12 protein-coding genes are annotated in these 19,512 nt (G+C 46.9%); 3 read left to right on the forward strand and 9 right to left on the reverse strand.

Translation table 11 applies throughout. From position 1 onward, the window contains the following. Positions 1-39 precede the first annotated feature (39 nt). Positions 40-582 (reverse strand): RNA pyrophosphohydrolase, encoded by a 543-nt coding sequence (rppH, locus tag F0261_RS06935; protein ID WP_014948179.1) that lies wholly within the window; start codon positions 580-582, stop codon positions 40-42. Positions 583-695: 113 nt separating this feature from the next. Here rppH and mutH point away from each other — a divergent pair, with 113 nt between their 5' ends. Beyond that, positions 696-1,373, forward strand: coding sequence for a DNA mismatch repair endonuclease MutH (gene mutH, locus F0261_RS06940; RefSeq protein ID WP_014978252.1), 678 nt, complete (start codon positions 696-698; stop codon positions 1,371-1,373). Positions 1,374-1,404: 31 nt separating this feature from the next. Here the strand turns inward: mutH and F0261_RS06945 are convergent, their stop codons facing one another. Continuing rightward, complete coding sequence (locus F0261_RS06945; RefSeq protein ID WP_014978251.1) at positions 1,405-2,484, reverse strand: AraC family transcriptional regulator; 1,080 nt, start codon at positions 2,482-2,484, stop codon at positions 1,405-1,407. A 76-nt stretch (positions 2,485-2,560) separates the two neighbouring features. After that, positions 2,561-4,066: an inorganic triphosphatase gene (locus F0261_RS06950; protein WP_041449807.1), complete on the reverse strand. Its 1,506-nt coding sequence runs from the start codon at positions 4,064-4,066 to the stop codon at positions 2,561-2,563. On the opposite strand from F0261_RS06950, the gene F0261_RS06955 reads away from it, so the two are divergent. Further along, the gene (locus tag F0261_RS06955) at positions 4,029-4,841 is read left to right on the forward strand and encodes a TIGR04211 family SH3 domain-containing protein (protein ID WP_253819234.1); all 813 of its coding nucleotides are present in this window, start codon (positions 4,029-4,031) and stop codon (positions 4,839-4,841) included. The genes F0261_RS06950 and F0261_RS06955 overlap by 38 nt on opposite strands. A gap of 134 nt (positions 4,842-4,975) precedes the next feature. Here the strand turns inward: F0261_RS06955 and F0261_RS06960 are convergent, their stop codons facing one another. The 6 genes from F0261_RS06960 to putA form a co-directional block, all read right to left on the reverse strand. Next, a complete protein-coding gene (locus F0261_RS06960) occupies positions 4,976-6,325 on the reverse strand; it encodes a HAMP domain-containing histidine kinase (protein WP_171337548.1) in 1,350 nt (449 codons plus the stop codon). Then, positions 6,319-7,059 (reverse strand): response regulator transcription factor, encoded by a 741-nt coding sequence (locus tag F0261_RS06965; RefSeq protein WP_171337549.1) that lies wholly within the window; start codon positions 7,057-7,059, stop codon positions 6,319-6,321. Before F0261_RS06965 ends, F0261_RS06960 begins: the two co-directional genes overlap by 7 nt. Beyond that, positions 7,031-10,258, reverse strand: coding sequence for an efflux RND transporter permease subunit (locus F0261_RS06970; RefSeq protein ID WP_171337550.1), 3,228 nt, complete (start codon positions 10,256-10,258; stop codon positions 7,031-7,033). The genes F0261_RS06965 and F0261_RS06970 overlap by 29 nt, the downstream gene beginning before the upstream one ends. Continuing rightward, positions 10,248-11,726: an efflux RND transporter periplasmic adaptor subunit gene (locus F0261_RS06975; RefSeq protein ID WP_171337551.1), complete on the reverse strand. Its 1,479-nt coding sequence runs from the start codon at positions 11,724-11,726 to the stop codon at positions 10,248-10,250. Before F0261_RS06975 ends, F0261_RS06970 begins: the two co-directional genes overlap by 11 nt. Then, positions 11,723-13,177 carry a TolC family protein gene (locus tag F0261_RS06980; protein ID WP_171337552.1) on the reverse strand — a complete coding sequence of 485 codons (1,455 nt, stop codon included), beginning with the start codon at positions 13,175-13,177 and terminating at the stop codon, positions 11,723-11,725. Before F0261_RS06980 ends, F0261_RS06975 begins: the two co-directional genes overlap by 4 nt. A gap of 260 nt (positions 13,178-13,437) precedes the next feature. Continuing rightward, complete coding sequence (gene putA / locus F0261_RS06985) at positions 13,438-17,235, reverse strand: bifunctional proline dehydrogenase/L-glutamate gamma-semialdehyde dehydrogenase PutA (RefSeq protein WP_171337553.1); 3,798 nt, start codon at positions 17,233-17,235, stop codon at positions 13,438-13,440. A 444-nt stretch (positions 17,236-17,679) separates the two neighbouring features. Here putA and F0261_RS06990 point away from each other — a divergent pair, with 444 nt between their 5' ends. Continuing rightward, the gene (locus F0261_RS06990; RefSeq protein WP_171337554.1) at positions 17,680-19,302 is read left to right on the forward strand and encodes a methyl-accepting chemotaxis protein; all 1,623 of its coding nucleotides are present in this window, start codon (positions 17,680-17,682) and stop codon (positions 19,300-19,302) included. Positions 19,303-19,512 lie beyond the last annotated feature (210 nt).

Below are 19,512 nucleotides of genomic sequence, written 5' to 3' on the forward strand. Positions count from 1 at the left end.
TGCACACCTCTGTTTAGCGTACCTGAACTTCGCATATGCTTATCCACGCCTGCGTTTCTTGCCACGTTTATGTGGCGCTGCGTTTTGGCGCTGTTGAGGCCGATGCTGCGCAGACATAACTACAGGCGAGAACTCTTTCATTACTCGTCTGTATACATCGCGCTTAAACGATACAACGTTTCTTATTGGATACCAGTAACTTACCCACCTCCAGTCATCGAATTCAGGATGACCTGTTTTAAGTACATTAACGTCTCGCTCGTTACAATCGAGCTGCAACAAGAACCATTTTTGTTTTTGCCCTATACAAACAGGGTTGCTGCCTTGTCGAATTAATCGCTTCGGCAGCTTATATCTAAGCCAGTTACGGGTAACACTTAAAATAGTGACATCTTTCGGTGTCAGCCCTACTTCTTCGTGAAGCTCGCGGTACATAGCTTGTTCAGCAGATTCCCCTTCATCAATTCCGCCTTGAGGGAACTGCCATGAATGTTGACCATAACGTCTTGCCCAAAATACTTGACCCATTTTGTTGCAAATCACTATGCCCACATTCGCACGGAATCCATCGGCATCTATCACATAGACTCCCGGGCACACTATACTGTTATATGTTTTCATTCTTCCACAAACTATGCTCCAATCATAGTCTTAATATTCGTACCCGCTTTTCAAACAGGAAATTAACCATATTTATGCAGCCACCAGCGTCTCCCCCGTCATCTCCAGATAGCCTTCTAGCCCGTTGCCATGCGATAGCAGGCTTGACGCTTGGAGAGCTTGCGGACATGGCAAATATAGCCATTCCGGCCAATTTACAACGTCATAAGGGGTGGCCAGGCATGCTGATAGAGAAGTGGCTGGGCGCGAGTGCAGGTTCGAAGCCTCAGCAGGACTTTCCTGAACTTGGCATTGAGCTTAAAACTATCCCCATCGACGCTAATTTTTCGCCTTTAGAAACCACCTACGTCTGTTTTGCCCCGCTTTTGATGACGCCCGGCATTACATGGGAAACGTCTAACGTGCGAAACAAACTACAGCAGGTATTGTGGCTACCTATTGAAGGTGACAGAGCTATTCCACTGGCCCACAGGCGGGTAGCAACAGGCTTTTACTGGCGACCGAATGAACACGAAGATTCGGTATTGAGACACGATTGGGAGGAACTGGTCGAGCAAATTGCAACTGGACAGGTCGAGTCGATCACCTCTCGTCAAGGCGAGGCCTTACACATTCGTCCTAAGGCGGCAAACGGGAAAGTGCTCACCGACGCGTTGGGGCCAGAAGGTCAGCGTATTAAAACCCGTCCTCGCGGCTTTTATTTACGTAAAACCTTCACCCATCAAATATTGATAAATGCATTTGGTGGCTAACGCGAACTCAACGTCTAGCACAATATTCTTGTTATCTTAGCGGCGTGGAGTTTAGGTGTTTAACCAAATACTCACTCAAAAACTTTTCTGAATTTATGCCCATGCGTTTTGCCACGGCTTCAAGTTTAGCGTCGCTGCGCAGCAGAACATTCTTGGCGTACTCTAAGCGGTAGTGGAAAATGAAACGTCTAAAGTTTTTCTTTTCAGTAAGTTGCAAGGCCAATGCGAGCGAGGTGGGGTCGATATCTGCCCCTTTACAAAACTCACTGAGGGTAAGGAAGCGAACCTTGTACGCCTTTGATTCTATGGTGTAGCGTTCTGCTTTAGAAATAATACTGCTAATTTCATAAGGCGTTGCCTTGCCTTCATCTAAGCGTTCGTAATCGAGTGGCGACGGAGACGTCCGTCGTATAAAGGTTAGTGAAAACAGTACAACTAGAATTGCCGTTCCAATCATCAGATGATGAAACCCTTCCCAAAAAGGAACAGGGAAGAAGCCGAATGTTGCGGCCGTCACAAGTAAAATACTCATAAACGCAACGCCAACCAAGCTGCCCATTACTCCGGCAAGCCTAGGCATTTTCAGTTTTTTTATATCCACCGCCTGCTCTGGTAAGTGCCTATGGTACATTTGAATATGCTCGGTAATAAGAATACCTATGAGCAACACGCTAAACCCCGTTAACAGTGATGCAATATAGGCAGGCCACAATAGCAGAGGCTGACCATGAGGAGACGATGAGAGCCATTGCTGCTTATCGTCTACGGGTATCAGGAGAATAGCGCACTGAAAAACGCCGGTCACTACTACCGGCCACCACAACCGCTTTCTTGCCGTAGGGTAAGCTAACAGCATGGGCTTTATTGCGCGGTAACAACACGTAATTGCGATAACAGCAAATACTTCTGATAACCCGTAGATATTAGCCAGTCCTGTGGCATTTGCCATACGAAGCCACTCATCCAGCATAAACACAGGCCAGCACAAAAATGCTGCCGTTAGCCAGTGTCCACTGCGTAAATTGACTTTTTGAACAAACAAACGCACAAAGCCAATGGCATAAATGCCAAGCAGTGCGTAAAGGAAATAGTCATTTATGGCTGAGGTCATCAGCGCCCTCCATCCTTGAGATTCGAGTTGCCTTTACCGTGCATGTTTACAGTAACCACATATACATAGAAAACAATTACCAGTAAACGTCACGTTGCATAGCCACTGTGCGAGTTCGTTCCATAATACGAATTAATGTACTGAGCTTTTCTGACGTCCATTTTCGCATCTCGTCATGAGAGTCTACTTCGGCGTCGTCTATCGACTGCTTTAACATAAGCAGCGCATTCAGCTCATCAATACCAGTGAGCAAATCTAACCACGGTGCGCGAAAATTACCCCGCTCTTCTACAAACAAGTCACCAAGCAAAAATCCACTCCATAATGTCTGCCTAAGCATCACTTCTACAGCGCTGTAATTAGCAGGCCCCATGGTTTTATTTAGCGGCATGCTTTGCTGTACAGTTTGCCAACCTTGCGACAGCCAGCCTTTTGCATGATCAAGCACCGGGTGATCAAAACCCGTTGCGACTTTTTGCCACGGCTTATTCTGAATAAGACTTATGGCGTGTAGCTTAATGTCTGTGGCATCGTTGTCGAAAAACAGCTTTTCGGGCTCATGAGCCTGCATTAAGCCTGTTTGTCGTCCTTGCAAATAGCTTACTACTGCAGGATGTTTGCTGAGTGTTTTGTTAAACATGCTCTTTTTAGAGAGCAAGTAACGCAAACTTTGTAAGTCGTCTTGCCAGCCCCACTTTTGCGCATGGGTGACCAGCTTTTTATGCAGGGCTAGTAGTTCAGGGCACTGCAGAACCGGCAAGTAAAGCGATACACTTTGAAGTAACAAGCGTACACTCTTGGCGACTTCTGCGAGCATTTTTATTGAGCCACTTTCGCAAAACACATGCTCGTGGTGCTGCCAATGCGCCAATGCAGTTTGAACCGCGTGGCTAAATGCTTCTTCCGTGGTGGTTGTGCCTTCAAGCGCAAGGAAATCTGGCAGGTGTCGAACTTTAGCGTTAAAACCGTGAAGTAATTGATATCCCTGCGCCGCTTTTGATACATCACTAAGGCGTACCGGCATGTTGTCGTTTATTAACACCGCCAACGTAAACAAACTGTTGATATCACCTGACATCAACTCAAGCTCTATTTCGTTGATTGGGGAACTGGCTTTTTCTGTACTTGCTTCGCCACAGTCCAGCACAATTTCAACCATACTTTCACCCACACTAACCACATAGGCATTGCGAGTAAAGTGAGTGCTAAACTGTTTAGATAGCCGCGTATTTTTTGCCGCCACATCCCAATCCTGGGGCCAAGCGCTGGCTTCAAATAGCGTGAGGTCGGGCCTCGAATTATCAAGGCTCACATTGTATTCCATGCGTTTGTGCAGACCACCGCTGACCACGCCGTTAGTCTTTAGCGTCTGTTCGTATTCACCATTGTTACCTCGAACACGAAAGCCCATTTTATTGTTTTGAAAATCGAGCTTATCTGTATCGTAATAGTCGTTCTCAAGGCGCATTTCACGATGAGAGTTAACCTGAATACTGTTTTTTTCGAAAAGAGGAAGTACACGTTGAGTAAACGCATGGTGGGCGTTGTCACCCGTTACAAATTTTAATTCTATTTCTGACATGGTTGCGCTAGGCACAGCTTATGATGCTGACACCTTACCTTTGTCGCTTACTTTTCGCAATGCTGGCGCCATGAAACAAGATGCTTTAATTAGACAAAAGTGGAACAAACTTGCCTTTATCGCGGTCAACCAATACCATCTTCACGTTTTAAATTCTAAAATTGGACTTCATATGATTCGAAAGTGGTTAGCAGCAGCCCTTATTGCATGCTCTTTTCAAGCATTTTCGCTACAAGATACCGCTGATTTAGAAGCGTCTTCTTCGCATTACATAAGAGATGACTTGTTTATCTTTATGCATACTGGACCTGGTCGTAACTACCGTATACTAGGTTCAATTGAAGCAGGCACACCTATTACTGTGCTTGCGCGCGATAACGATGCTGAATTCACGCAAATTACCGACAACGAAGGTCGTGAAGGCTGGGTGGAAAGCCGCTTTGTGTCAAATACCATGTCGCAAGCCGAGCAATTGCCAATCATAAGTGAGAAGCTAGCTGAGAGCCAAAGCGCACTGCAAACAGCGCAGTCTGAAAACGCCAGACTTCGCCAGCAACTTAACGATGCACGTCAGCAGGTATCGAAGCTTACAACAACTAGCGAGGAACAAGCCTCTGAGATAACTCGTCTTACCGCCAAAGTAGATCGCGCGAATAAAGATGAGCTGGTTACCTGGTTTACACGCGGTGGTATGGTAGCCGGTGTGGGTATATTACTGGGCGTAATGCTGACTTACCTTCCCAAGCGCAAACGCAGAAGCAGCGAGTGGATGTAGTGTAGGTTTTATAGCTATACGCTAAAAAACGAAAAAACGCCGATGTTAGCATCGGCGTTTTTTATTGGGCTCGTTTCGGTAAATTGAATTAGAAGTGACAACGTGCAAACACTTTGATGAGTTATATGCGCCTATTATCGTACTGTAAGCACCACTCTATACCCTCTTGTCATACGAGAAACATCACCTTGGTCATCATGTGAATCTCGGGCTGTTATCCTCTCATGTGTATAACCCCATTTTAGCTTCGCACAAAGCTTATCAATGAGTTTTAACCCTATTCCAAATCCGCCATCTAACTCACTGATAGTCGGCGTAGATAAAGTCGCTTGGCCTTTTTCGTTAAGCGCCTCTTCTTCAAGGCCGTCCTCTTCGTTGAGTACGGTGAGCGTTGCATCTGAAAGACTTATTGTGACTCTTCCTTGCTGCGTGTGCTGATAAGCGTTTCGAATCACATTTCCTATCACAATTTCGCTCGCCGTTTTCGCCAGCGTTAACTCACAATCGCTCAATTGCAGCTGCACACTCACGTCTTTTCCCGACAGCAAATACATTAAATCTTGGCTTAGAGCCTCAACCATTGCTTTAAGATTAACCTTTTCTTTGGGTAAAGCTGCTTCTTCATTTCTTCCTAACCAAAGTAGAGTTTCGGTCAAATCTGCCATGGTTTTTGAGGCATGATCCACCCGCGCAAGCGCGTTATTGCCTTTAGTATTTTCACTATCTATCACTCTGTGCAGTAATGCCGCGCTACTTCTAATGACGGCAATCGGCGTTCTAAGCTCGTGACTCGCATGGTTAACAAATTCCCGTTCTCGATTTAGGGTGTTGCGCACGTTTTGCAAACTGCCATGTATCATCCCTGCTAGCGCGTTAAGTTCCTTATAACGAAACTCCGGGATAGGCTTATCGAGCTCTTGTTCATCCAAAGACGCCGCCCACCTCTGCAATGACTCTATGGGGCGAGACACGCTGCGCATAAGAAAAAGCAAGGCGACAAAAAACGAAGCCAGTGCAACTACGCCCACAATGGCGCTGTAAATAACATGGTTAATTCTAAAGTGTTTTTTGCCGTCAGAAGGTGGCGCGACAAACACTTGGGTAACGTATCGCGGTTCTCCATTTTCTAACGGAACTAACACGGCAAAGTGAGCCGAAATAGGACGGGAAAACCAATCAGGTTTGTTGATATCTTTCATAAGTGAAAACGGTATAAAGCTCTCTTTGGAAAAGCTCTGCTTCACTTCGTCAGGCAAACTCTCGTAGTTCCCAAAAACATGTAAATCGAGAATTTGAGCATGCTTGTTGTCATCAAGCTCTGCGCTTTCTGCCGCCCGTATCATGGTATTTCTCAGCATGCCGTCCATACCATCGAAAAAGCTATCGCTGCTTTGTATTGAAAAGAGCACGATAACTACGGCGGCCAAACTTAATAGCGACCATAGGACGTAGCGTCTTAAGCTGATGCGAAGGCCATTTACCACTGATCGTTTCCTTTATTTGTACTTTTTGGTTCCGCGCTTGTACTTTGCACTGAACTCGACTGTTCTGGTTTTAACGTCACACAAAAGCCTGTGCCGGCTACTGCTTTTACCTCAATGCTAGCATTCGCTTGCGCCAGTGATTTACGCAAATTATGAAGGTGCACTTTAAGCGCATTGCTCTCTGGCGCATCTTCTCCCCAAACCGCATCGAGAAGACGCTCCCGTGGCATAACTTTTCCTTGTTGCTGTAACAATGCCTTTAGCAGCGTAAATGTTGTGGGGCTTAACTTTATAGGCACGTTTTCAACACTTACTACGTCGCTTCCCATTGCTAAACTTACGTTGCCAAAGCGCAGCTTTTTCACTTGTGATGAACGCCTGTGCGCCAGTGCAAAAACCCGAGCGACCAGTTCAGGCATGTCAAACGGCTTTACTAAATAATCATCGGCCCCTTTTTGAAAGCCTTCTAGCTTGTTTTCCAGCTGATCACGGGCGGTGAGCATAATAATAGGCGTATCGTTGCCGTCTTCCCGCACCCTCTCGCATACGCTTAAGCCATCAAGCCGCGGTAAATTAATGTCCAGCACCACAACATCAAACGGATGCTTTTGGATAAGAGACAGCGCGGCTACACCGTTTGCAGCGTGGTCACATACCATGTCTTCAAGCTCTAAATAGTCGATAATATTGCCCGCCAGGCCCATATCATCTTCCACTAGTAACACGCGGATCATTAGCCGTATTCTCCGTTAAAGGTTTAACCAAATGCTTTGCCATTAGACGGCTTACATCGTCATAAATTAACAGTAATGCGGGTATTAATAAAAGTGTGATGGCGGTGGCAAACAATATACCGTAACCCAGCGACGCAGCTGCCGGAATTAAGAACTGCGCTTGTACCGATGTTTCGCCCAATATGGGGTATAAGCCTCCAAAGGTGGTTATTGAGGTCAACAACACAGCCCGTAAGCGACTGGTACAAGCTTCGATCACTGCCGTTTCCACCGGCACACCTTCTTCTCGCAAAGCGTTGAATCGTGAAACCAACAACAAGCTGTCGTTAACCACTACGCCGCTAAGCGCCAATATGCCGTTCAGCGAGAGCAGACTTATCATTAATCCATTCGACCAGTGGCCGATAATGGCTCCGACTATACCAAAGGGGATGGCGGTCATAATAATAAGCGGCTGTACGTAGGATTTAAGCGGAATCGCCAACAACGCAAAAATAGACAACAAGGCTAATATAAACACGCTCTGCATGGAGCTTTGCGTTTCAGCTTGCTGCTCAGCCTCACCGGCAAAATAAAGCGATAAGTCCTGATACTGACGCGATAGCTGAGGAACAAACTCGTTGTTTAAGTAATTCACCAGTTCGGTTGAGGTGATAACATCGCTATCCACCGACGCGCTAACCGTTAGGGCGCGTAGGCCGTCTATACGTACCACCTGTTTTTCTTGCACATCTTGAATAACGTTAGCCACTACAGAAAGCGGTACTACGGTGCCATCGTCCAAACGCACTTGCGTGTTCATTACATCAGACGGATTCATTCTGTCTTGTTCAGGATAACGCACCCGCACTTTTACTTCGTTTTTATCGCGCAAATAGCGCTGAACAATTTCGCCACCAAATGCTTTTAACAGTTGCTGCGATAGGCTTTGCGTATTCAACCCCAACGCTCGTCCTTCGGGGGTAAGTTCAAAGCGCATCATGGCTTCGCCGGGTGTCAGCGAACTCTCAACTGCATATACACCATCGATATTGTTAAGTATTTCAATAAAGGCATCGTTAGCCGCCGTCAGGGTATCGTCGTTAATGCTTTTAATTTCAACGTTAAACCCGTCGACCATCTCTCGGCGTGAGCGTATTTTTAGACTTTTTACGCCTTCTAAATTGCCAGTTAACGCATTCCAGCGTGCCGACAATTCATCAAGAGAATAAGAGGAGTCTTCATCAAGTGAAATGGTGATTGTGCCGCTTTGATCGCCACTCGCCGTTACTTGCAAACTGCTAATGCCACTTTTATCTGCGCCGTTTTCTTGGGTTAATTGACGATCCGCCTCTAGCGCATTTTTCTCTAGCAGCATTAAGTTGCGTTCGTTCTGTCCATAGCTGGCATCGCTGTAAAGCGACATATTGGCCGAAACCGTGTCGGCCTGCATGCTGGGGAAAAAGCTTACTCTTACCGCACCAGTAAGCGGTAGGCTAACCACCATGACAAATAAGGCAATAAACAACAATACAGCGGCATAACGGTAGGCTACGGTGACTTTCAACAGGCGCTGATACACGTGGTAGTTAAACCACTGAAGTCCACCATCCGCTTTTTGCTGCACTTTGTTCCATACGCCACCTAAGCCCCTCCGCGCTTTTTGCTTGGTTGGCAAATGGGCTAAATGAGAAGGTAAGATCAGCTTCGATTCCACCACCGACAGCAACAAACACAAGGTAACGATAGTGCCGAACTGAGAATAAAGGGTACCTAAGCCACCCGATACGTTCGATAGTGCGAAAAAAGTGGCCACTGTGGTTAGCACACCAAACAGTGTGGGAACCGCCACTTTATGGGTACCTAAAATAGTGTTTTGAAGCGTATCGCCATGCTGTTTACGTGTGGCGTACACACTTTCCCCCACCACCACGGCATCGTCCACCACAATGCCAAGGGCCATGATAAAACCGAATGTGGTCATTTCGTTTAGCGTCATTCCCGTATAGCTGTCGGTCATGAAGTACAAGGTGCCGAAGAAGATAAAGGGCAAGCCTGCCGCCACCCAGAATGCCACGCGTAAATTTAGAAACACGGCAAGAGTAACAAATACCAACACAATGCCCATAAGCGCATTACTGGTAAGTAACGTCAATCGCTCGGTAATAAGCGTGCTTTTGTCATACCAGGTTTCAAGCTCTACGCCTTCAGGTAGCAAGCCTTTTTCGTGCCATGCGTCCACTACTTCGTGAGCCTGCTTTACCATTTTTGTTACGTCACCATATTCGTCCATAAGTACCTGAATACCATAGCCATTGGTACCGTTGTAACGTGACAAGTGATAGCTGTCATCGGCAAACATATCGCGCACTGTAGCAACATCGCCAACGGTGAGTATGACGCCATTGGTATCAGTAATGAGTGGGATGTTGGCAAAATCTTTCGCCCAGTAAGACTGTTCAGACGCTTTTAAACGAATCACTTTTTCTTTGTTGCGCAAGCTGGTTGTAAGCGCGGTATTCGACTCCTGGTTAACGGCATCAGCCACGTCTGACAGCGTTAATCCGTAGGCTTGAAGCTTACCTTCGTCTATTTCAATAGACATCATAGGGTCGACAAAGCTGCCTGCGCTGACTTCTCGAATGTCGTCTGTTGCCAGTAAATCTCGCTCTAATTGCTCACCCAAGTACTGAAGGGTAGCATGGTCGACGTCACCATAAAGCTGCACCCAAATAGCGTGGTCTTGTCGGCGTGCTTTGCTTATAACAGGGTTTTCAGCATCTGACGGGAAGTTAGAAATACTATCTACTTCGGTTTTGATGTCGTTGAAAAGCGTGTCTAAATCGTATTCGGTTTCCTTTTCTACCTGCACACTGGCGCCGCTGGCGTTCGAGGTAGAGGTAATTCGCTTAATCCCAGGGATTGCCTCCAGAGCAGTTTCAATTTTGATAGCTATCCCTTCTTCTGCTTGTTTAGGGTCACCACTATCGTATGTCATTGAAATGGTAACAAAGCGTGGCTCCATGCTTGGAAATGCCTCTTTGCGGATATCGTTCATGGACACCAAGCCAAGCACGATAAGGCTGACCATGAGCAAGTTCGCCGCTACTGAGTTTTGCGCAAACCAAGCGATAATTCCCCGGGAGTTATTCCCACCATTCCTATTGCCTTTCGGACTCTCGCCCCCGTCAAACGGTGCGCCGTTTCGACTATTTGTCATCAGCTTGCCCTCCTGTTTGTCCTTCCACTACAGGCAATACTTTGGTATTCACCAGATAGCTGTTTAAAGGGCGCGCAACCACCAGCGCTTGGCGTATTTCACCAACCTGTTCTGACATGCTGTTGCCACTAGCGTTACCCGAGGTTGTACCCGCAACATTACTCGCAATATCGCCCGTAACTTCACTGATTTTTGGTGGGGTGATGTAGGCATAACCTTCGCTTTCAAACAAAACCGAAGGCGTGAACTTTGCCAACTGCCCGGTAGATGGCATTACTAACCATACTTCTTGCTTTTGCGAGATAGCAGAAGCCGGCAGTTTCCAGACATTGTCGAGAGCTCTTCCTTCAATGTCTGCCTGCACAAAGCTGCCGAATAAAAGAGGCGTTGATTGCGCCAGCGGCTTCTCAACAACCGCTATGGCGTTACGCTGACGCGTTGTATCACTTTGATGCCATTCTGCGCGAACGATATTGGCAAACCAGGTATTTCCTGTAGTGGTATCGGTAAGCGTTACCGGCCAGTTAAGGGAGGCATCACCAGACAATTGCGTTTCATCACCAGAAGGTAGTTGAGCCCATTGGCTAGGTGAAAGGCCAATTGCCACTTCGGCAATATCTGCAGAATAGAGTGTGGCGACTGCACTGCCAGCTTGAACATAGCTCCCTAGCGCAATGTCACGGCTGACCACCAATGCATTAAAAGGTGCACGTAACGAGGTAAACGACAAATCTCGCTTGGCTGAATTTACACTTTGCTCGGCTTCATCCAACGTGGCCTGAGCCGCCTTTAGCTGTGGCTCACGCAGTACTAATGCCGATAAAGGTTCACCATCAAGCCCTGAACGTGTCCATTCATCTTTCGCTTGAATACCCTGTAATCGCTCTTCTTCTAGACTTACCACAGCCGCTTGATAGGTAGCATTTGCACTTGCTAACGCCTGTTGATAGTTGGTGTCATCAATACGTGCCAATACCGTGTTATTTGCCACTAGGGCACCAGTTTTAAAAGACGAAGATATATCAGTAACTTGACCACTAACCTGTGCGACTAAGCTCAAGCTATCTTGCGGAACAACCTGACCATACCCCCTCACCTTAGCGTTATAGCTGTCGGCGGTTACATCAATAACGCCTACTTGAGCCAGCTGAGTATTGCCGCTTTGTTCTCTCATTGGGCTGCGATTAGTGGTATTCACTGATGACGTGTCGCTTGCCTTGTTAAGCCTGTTCACACTGCTATCGGCTGTAGGTAATGCTGCTGGCCTTTCACCACCTGCAGGTTTCTTTGCCTGAGCGCCATTTTGTGGTTGCTCAGCATCAGCGGAAATTGCTGGAGACGTAGGCTTTGATTCGGTCTTCGGTTTTGCGCCAGGATGTTGGGCGCCCATATTCATCATGGTATACATAACCGCTAGCGCAATACTTGCAGCGGCGAGTAAGGTTACAATAATTCGTTTGTTTCTCATTGTGACACTCCAAGGCCAAGGGCTAGGCCTAAGTCAATTCGGTTTTGTAATTTCTGGGCGTGCAGCTCAACTGCCTGAGCTTGTAGGTTAAAGCGCGTGTCATATACGGAAAGTAAGTCCAAGATGTCAGCAAGGCCCTGTCGATATTGACCTTCAATGGTAGAGACGCTGCGCTCTGCATTTGCTAGCGCCACGTTGGTGTGGCTAATTCGAGCACTCAACGCAGTTTCGCTATCCAGCGCATTTTGGGTTTCCTGTACCGCCGTTAATAACGTTTCGCGATACTGCCACCAGGCATTGGCTGAGGTTAGCTTTGCATCTTCAACTTGCGCCCTTAAAGCCCCCCCTTGAAACAATGGCGCGGTCATCTGCCCAAGCAAACTCCATAAAGGGTTAGTAATCAAAGCTTGTGAGGGTGTAGAGGCATTATCAGAAAGTGATGCAGACAAGCTAATGCTTGGCAACAGGGCTTTGTAGGCCACATCGACTTCAAACTCTGTTGCTTTTAACGCATAAAAGGCCGCCTGAAGATCGGGTCTACGTGCCAGATCCTGTTTCGGTAAAGTTGTTAGCGGCAATAATACGTCAGGAAAACTAACTTGAGTGTTGAGTTCGTTTAGCGATTGGTTTTGCCTGCCTAAGAGTACGGCCAATGTGCGCTTTGCTGTTAAAAGTGCATTTTCATATTGGGCAATAGTAGCGCGAGTATTTGCACTGCTTGTACGCGCAGTATCTAAATCGTCTAGGCTTCCCAGCCCGGTGCTATAGCGCTTTAAAATAACGGCTTCGTTATTTTCTAGTACAGTTAACCGAGACTGCTCAATATTCAGTAATTGCTGCTGAGTGAGTACGTCGATATAGCTTCTTACTACGTTAGCGACCAGAGAATCTCTGGCAGACTGATAGCTGGCTCTGGCACTTGCTGCATCTAAGTTTGCTGCACTTATTCCATCGCTGATTTTTTGCCATAGGTCCAGCTCCCAACTGACATTCATGCTCGCGCTGTAGCTCGGACTGCTCGAACTAGAGCTCGTACTGGAGTTGGTATTTGAGCTGGTAGATGCACTGCTATTGGTGGTTTCACTTTTTGACGCAGAGAAGCTCGCGTCAACATTAAGGTTCCTATCCGCTTTTGCACTATCTATGGCTAATTGTGCTTTTCTAAGCGTTATTAACGACTGCTGCAGACTAGCATTAGAAGACAAGGCTTCATCAATTAAACCGGCTAAGTGAGGTAATTCTCTGATATCAATTACATCGGTTAACCTCGTGTCCGAATTCAGCAGCAAGGTTTGTGTTGATTCTTGTTGCCGTGCTTGAGACTGCCACACAACGTTGTTACCCGTTGACGACGATGCCGATTCGCTCAACGCTCTGTCATCAGTACTTGTGCATGCAGACAGCAAAATGCAAAGGGTAATGCTATTTACCGTCAGTTTTATCTTGCCCATGACTTGTGCCTATTATTTGGCGCACAGCTTACTTTCGAAGGTCTATGCGCAGCTTTTTTAAATTAACTGACACGAGTATTTCAAACGCAGGGTTAAGGTCCGGTTAAGGAAAGAGCAAGGAATTAGAAATAAATGAGAAAGGTAAGAATAAAGTATTAAAAAGGCCAGCTTAGCGCTGGCCTTTGAATGACATGTTGTGAAGATAGCTCTCAATTAAATCGCTATCTTGCCAAGTCGGTATTTACCGCAAGTATTACCGCTTATTCATCATCTTCAACTAGGGTCATCAACGATGTGTTACCACCTGATGCCGTAGTATCAATACTGATGGTTTTTTCGGTCATCAAACGCTGAATAAGGTTATCGTTATATTCCGCTGTGATAACCGGCAAAATAGCGCCTTCTCGAGATGACAGCATTGCTGTAATACGCGCAGTACGATCAGTACCTGAATCTACCACTACGCCCGACAAGTCTTCGTCCATTAGCAAGGTGTCTAGGTGTGCAAGACGTGCTACTTGGAATAATCCTTTTGGTGCGCCAGTTGATTCAAACTTGTTTTGAATTTCCACAGCTTCTTCGTAGAAAATTTCAGACACAACTGATACTACCGGGTTACCTGTTGATAGCGCGGTCACAATAGACAGCAACCAGTATTCGAAGGTTACTTCTTTATCGGCGAAACACACCAAGATTCCGCGAGGCTCTAAGTAAAGCTTGTTAGATTCACCTGTTGGGCCCGGCAAAGTTTGTGGCTTGGCAAGCTTGCGCTCAACGCTGGTTAGCTGCTGACGTGCCGTCGCAAGCGTGCGGTTCAAGTCATCAGCAAGCTCGTCAACAATGTCTACTTTCGCAATTTTTGCCAGAAGCTGACGTACCATAGAAATACGGTCATTCAACGGCGTATGACGCCACTGCACTTCTACCGCTTTCGCTTTATCCATCATTACGTGCGCACGCTCGGCAATCTTTTCATCACCGACAAGCGCTGCATCAGTACCGTCTACATCATCAATGTGCGAAGGCTTAGGTGTGGCACGTTCCATCATTAAGCGAGGCAGATAGTTAGGACCACCCGCTTTTGGACCTGTGCCAGACAATCCACGTCCACCGAAAGGCTGAACGCCAACAATAGCGCCAATCATGTTGCGGTTAATGTACACGTTACCCGCGCGGCTCTTCGCTGCTAGTTCGTTAGCACGCTCTTCAATACGCGAGTGAATGCCCATAGTTAGGCCGTAACCTGTACCATTGATTTGCTCTAGCACACTATCAAGGTCTTTCGACTTAAAGCGAACAATATGCACCACAGGGCCGAACACTTCTTTTTCAAGCACATCAATGTTCTTGATTTCATACAAGGTCGGCGCAAAGAAAGTACCGTTTTCAAAGCCTGCTGGCATTTCATTGCGATAAAGCAGCTTGGCTTTATCTTCCATGTACTCTTGGTGGTCGGTCAGGCTCTTAAGCGCCTTCTCGTCAATAACAGGGCCAACATCGGTAGCAAGCTGCGTTGGGTCACCAACGGTCAGCTCTTTCATGGCGCCAGTTAGCATTTCGATAAGATCATCAGCAATTTCGTCTTGTACAAACAATACGCGAAGTGCTGAACAGCGCTGACCGGCACTTTGGAAACCAGAGTGGATCACGTCATCAACTACCTGCTCTGGCAGTGCAGTTGAATCAACAATCATACAGTTTTGACCGCCCGTCTCTGCAATCAATGGCACCTGTTCGCCACCACGTTCTGCAAGTACTTGAGAAATTAACGTACCGGTTTGCGTTGAACCTGTGAACATTACCGCTTTAATGCGCTCGTCTGGCAGAAGGGTTTCGCCCACTTCTTTACCTGGCGATACAATAAGTTTCAATGCATCTTCTGGCAGCCCTACCGAGTGCATAATATCTACCGCACGCTGCGCAATAATGCTGGTTTGTTCAGCGGGCTTAGCAATAACAGTGTTACCTGTTACAAGTGCCGCTGCCACTTGGCCTAAGAAGATGGCTAGTGGGAAGTTCCACGGGCTAATACAAAGCACAACACCACGAGGAAGTAAGCGTTGATCTTCTGCAAGCTCTTCTGCGCGCACAGCATAGTAGCGGCAGAAATCAACGGCTTCACGCACTTCATCAATACTGTCTTGCGCTACTTTACCGGCTTCACGCATACAGATAGCGATAAGCTCAGCCATGTGGCGCTCAAGCGCATCTGCTGTTCGATTAAGTATTTCAGCGCGCTCGCTTACATCGCGTTTAGACCATGCTTCAAACCCAGCTTCGGCTTCATCTAGTGCTTTGCGCATATCATCAGGCGTAGCGTAATGGTGATAACCTACCACGTCGTTGTGGTTAGTTGGGCTAAGTACCGCTGTCGCACCTTCTGGCACTTCACCGGTCACTTTGTAGTAATCCTGCCAGCGCTCAAGTTCATGTTTAAGCGCCGTTACCGCATTGGTGTCGGTAAGGTCTAGACCACGCGAGTTATCGCGCTCTGGCGCATACAGCCCACGTGGGGTTTTGATTAACTTGTTATAACGTACTTTCAGGCGTTGTGTTTTCTCTACCGGATCTTCAAGCAAAGACTCAACCGGTTTTTCATCGTCAACGATAGCGTTTACAAACGACGAGTTCGCGCCGTTTTCAAGAAGACGACGTACAAGGTAGGCCAATAAGTCTTCGTGTTCACCTACAGGTGCATAAACACGGCACTGAATCTTATCCTGTGTTACCACCTGATCGTAAAGGGTATCGCCCATACCGTGCAGGCACTGGAACTCAAAACCTTCTTTGTCGTCACCAGCAAGCTCAACAATAACAGACGCTGTGTAGGCATTGTGAGTCGCAAACTGCGGGTAAATGGTGTCACGATACTCAAGTAAGCGGTTCGCACAGGCATGGTATGACACATCTGTTGACGACTTACGAGTAAATACAGGGAACTCTTCAAGGCCCGCTTGTTGAGTAAGCTTAATCTCAGTATCCCAATAAGCGCCTTTAACCAAACGCACCATTAGCGGACGACCTACCTCTAGGGTAAGTTCACGTAAGTGCTCTATAACGTGGATTGCGCGTTTTTGGTAGGCCTGTACGGCCAAGCCAAAGCCTGTCCAACCGTTCAGGTCTTCATCGCGAAATACAGCTTCAATAATATCTAGAGAAAGCTCTAGACGGTCAGCTTCTTCCGCATCTACGGTTAAACCGATATCGTATTCTTTCGCCATCATACACAGCGCTTTCAAGCGCGGCGGAATGTCTGCCATGGCGCGTTCGCGGTGAGAAAATTCAAAGCGTGGGTGAATAGCAGAAAGCTTTACCGAGATCCCCGGTGAACGCTTAGGACCGCGTCCGTTAGCCGCTTTACCGATTACTTTTATTGCTTTTACGTATGCATCGTAGTAACGCTCAGCGTCGCGCATAGTGCGTGCGCCTTCGCCTAGCATGTCGTAAGAATATACGTACCCTTTGGTTTCTTTCTCTTTGGCGCGATCTACCGCATCTTCAATGGTTTCGCCCATAACGAACTGACGACCCATAACGCGCATCGCAATGTTCATAGCGCGGCGAATAACAGGTTCACCTAAGCGGCCAAGGGTTTGTTTTAATAAGCCAAACTGTTCTTTCTTGCGCTTGTCGGCATAGTTCACCATGTTGCCCGTAAACAACAAGCCCCACGCCGATGCGTTAACAAATAACGACTCTGAATTCCCCAAGTGAGGTGTCCACTGTCCCTGAGACAGCTTGTCACGAATAAGCTCATCTTGAGTCGCTTTGTCTGGAACACGCAGCAAGGCTTCAGCCAGGCACATCAATACCACACCTTCTGCTGTTGATAGCGAGTATTCATTTAATAATGCGTCTACACCACCGTGTCCTTCTTGCTCTCGGCGAATTTGAAGCACCATCTTTCGTGCACGTTCCCATGCACGGCTTCGTGCACGTGGGTTTACCTCGGCAATGGGAAGAATTTGATCCACAGCCACCGACTCACTAATACGATAGTAGTCTCTTATACGCTGGCGTAGGGGTGAAGTTGTATGAAGTGTGTCGTTAATGAGCATTGCAACCCTTTCATAGAAATAGCTGTAACAAAAAGCGTTCCCGCCGTGTAAGACTGCTCACGGTTACATGGAAGCGGCTAAAAAACAAGCAAAGTCGAAACCCTGCGTTGACCTGTCGTTCTTCTTTTAACTTTATACTTTTGGATGAAGATCACGACAGTGCCAAATTTGCGCGGATGGTAGCACACAAAATCGCCCTGCCAAGCCCCTACCAGCAAAGTTTTTTTGATTATTTGTCAAGCTACGTATTCAGTGCGTTAGATGACATTTTTTAGCCTGTCGATACCGCATTAATTTTTAGTACAAAAGCGGTGAGCGATTTGCTTCTAAAGTCGAAGTAAAGCTCGTCTAAAATGGTGTTTTTTTAAACGTGATAAAAAGCGGTTAATAAAAAACCGTCTACACTTTAAAAAAACAAAAATACAAATAGATAGGTATTTGCCGATGTGGTTAAGAAAATTCAGTTTAATTCAACGTTTGGGCATTATCGTTGCCCTAATTGCGCTGTTATTCGTACTTCTTACTGCCGTTGTTTTAAACAGGCACTACGAAGCATTAAAGCAAAAGTCTTATGATGAAAATCAGCACCTGGTCGAGGTGGTTCATACCATGCTCAGTAGCTTCGCGGCGCGCACCGACGTAGACGAGGCAACCGCTAAGCAACAGGCGTTAGAGGCCGTCAAAGCGCTACGATACGACGGCAGCAACTACTTTTGGATCCAAGACCAAACGCCATCTATGGTTATGCACCCCATCAAGCCCGCCCTTGACGGTCAAGATTTACGAACCTTTAAAGACGGGAACGGCAAAGCCTTCTTTATAGAAATGGCGCAAAAAGTGAAATCGAAAGGTGAAGGTTTTGTCGATTATGTATGGCCGCTTCCCGGTGAAGAGTCACCTACCGACAAAATTTCCTACGTTAAAGAGTTCAAGCCGTGGGGATGGACAGTGGGCTCTGGTATCTACCTTACCAATCTTGAAAAAGAATTTGCTCATCTTCGCAATGTGATTGCGGTGTTTTGTCTGGTTAGCATAGTGCTAGTTGTGGTGCTTGTTTATGTGATTGGCGGCAGCATAGTGAAACCGGTTCAAGAAGTAAGTGAGCGAATGAAGGATATCTCACAAGGAGAAGGTGATCTCACCCGCTCGTTGCCTGAAACTGGCCAAGATGAAGTAACGCGTTTGGCACGCTACTTTAATGAATATACCGAAAAAATGCGCCATTCGCTGTTGGGGATCCGTGAGAATATTAATTCACTGACCCAGCAAGCAGAACTAGTGGAAACATCAAGTAAAAATAGTAACGCTCAGGCACAGACGCAGAATGAAAATATGCTTCAAGTTGCCGCTGCCATGGAAGAGATGACAACGCAGATAAATGAGGTGAGCAATAACGCAGATTCTGCAGAAAAAAGTACCAGCAGCGCGCGGGGTAACGTGCAAAACGGCGCCTCGGTTGTGGATAGTACCGTAAACGATATACGCTCTCTTACCTCTGATATTGAAAGCGTAAGTAACGCTGTTACCGAACTTGCTGCGCAGACTGAAAGCATTGGTGCTGTACTTGATGTAATCCGCGGCATTGCCGAACAAACTAACTTACTGGCGCTTAACGCTGCTATAGAAGCAGCGCGAGCTGGCGAGCAAGGACGAGGTTTCGCCGTCGTAGCTGATGAAGTGCGTACACTGGCAAGTCGAACCGGACAAAGTACCGATGAAATCCAAGCGATGATAGAAAAGCTGCAAAGTAATGCCAAAAGCGCAGTAGATGCAGTAAAAGTAAGCCAGTCAGCGTCAACCAAAACGGTAGACAACGCTATACAGGCGAATCAAAATCTGCAAGAAGCTGATCGCTTAATGACTGAAATTGCAGATATGAGTAGCGAAATAGCGCGGGCTACCGAGCAGCAAGCGGAAGCCGCTACCGAAGCGAATATGCGCATCAATGCACTGTCAGGTGCTGCTGATAGTAGCTTGAGAACGGCAGATGAATTAGCAGCTGCGAGCCAAGCGTTACGCGCAAGCTGTATAGCAATAATGGACATTGCGAACCGCTTTAAGCTTTAACGTATTTTACATTTCAACGAGCCTGCTGCGCTTTGCTGCAAAGCATTGAGAAGCAGGCTCACTTTACTGCTACCACTCCATAGCTCACGGTAATTTTCTTTTAAAAAAAGTAAACTTTGCCGAATTTTGCTTCTCTTACGTCAAGTTGTTTAAAAGCTCACATGGTTTAATCAATACACCTACCTTCTGCGTATGGAAGAAAAGACCTGA

The organism is Alteromonas sp. 07-89-2, from assembly GCF_013113925.1.
GTDB classification, from domain to species: domain Bacteria; phylum Pseudomonadota; class Gammaproteobacteria; order Enterobacterales; family Alteromonadaceae; genus Alteromonas; species Alteromonas macleodii.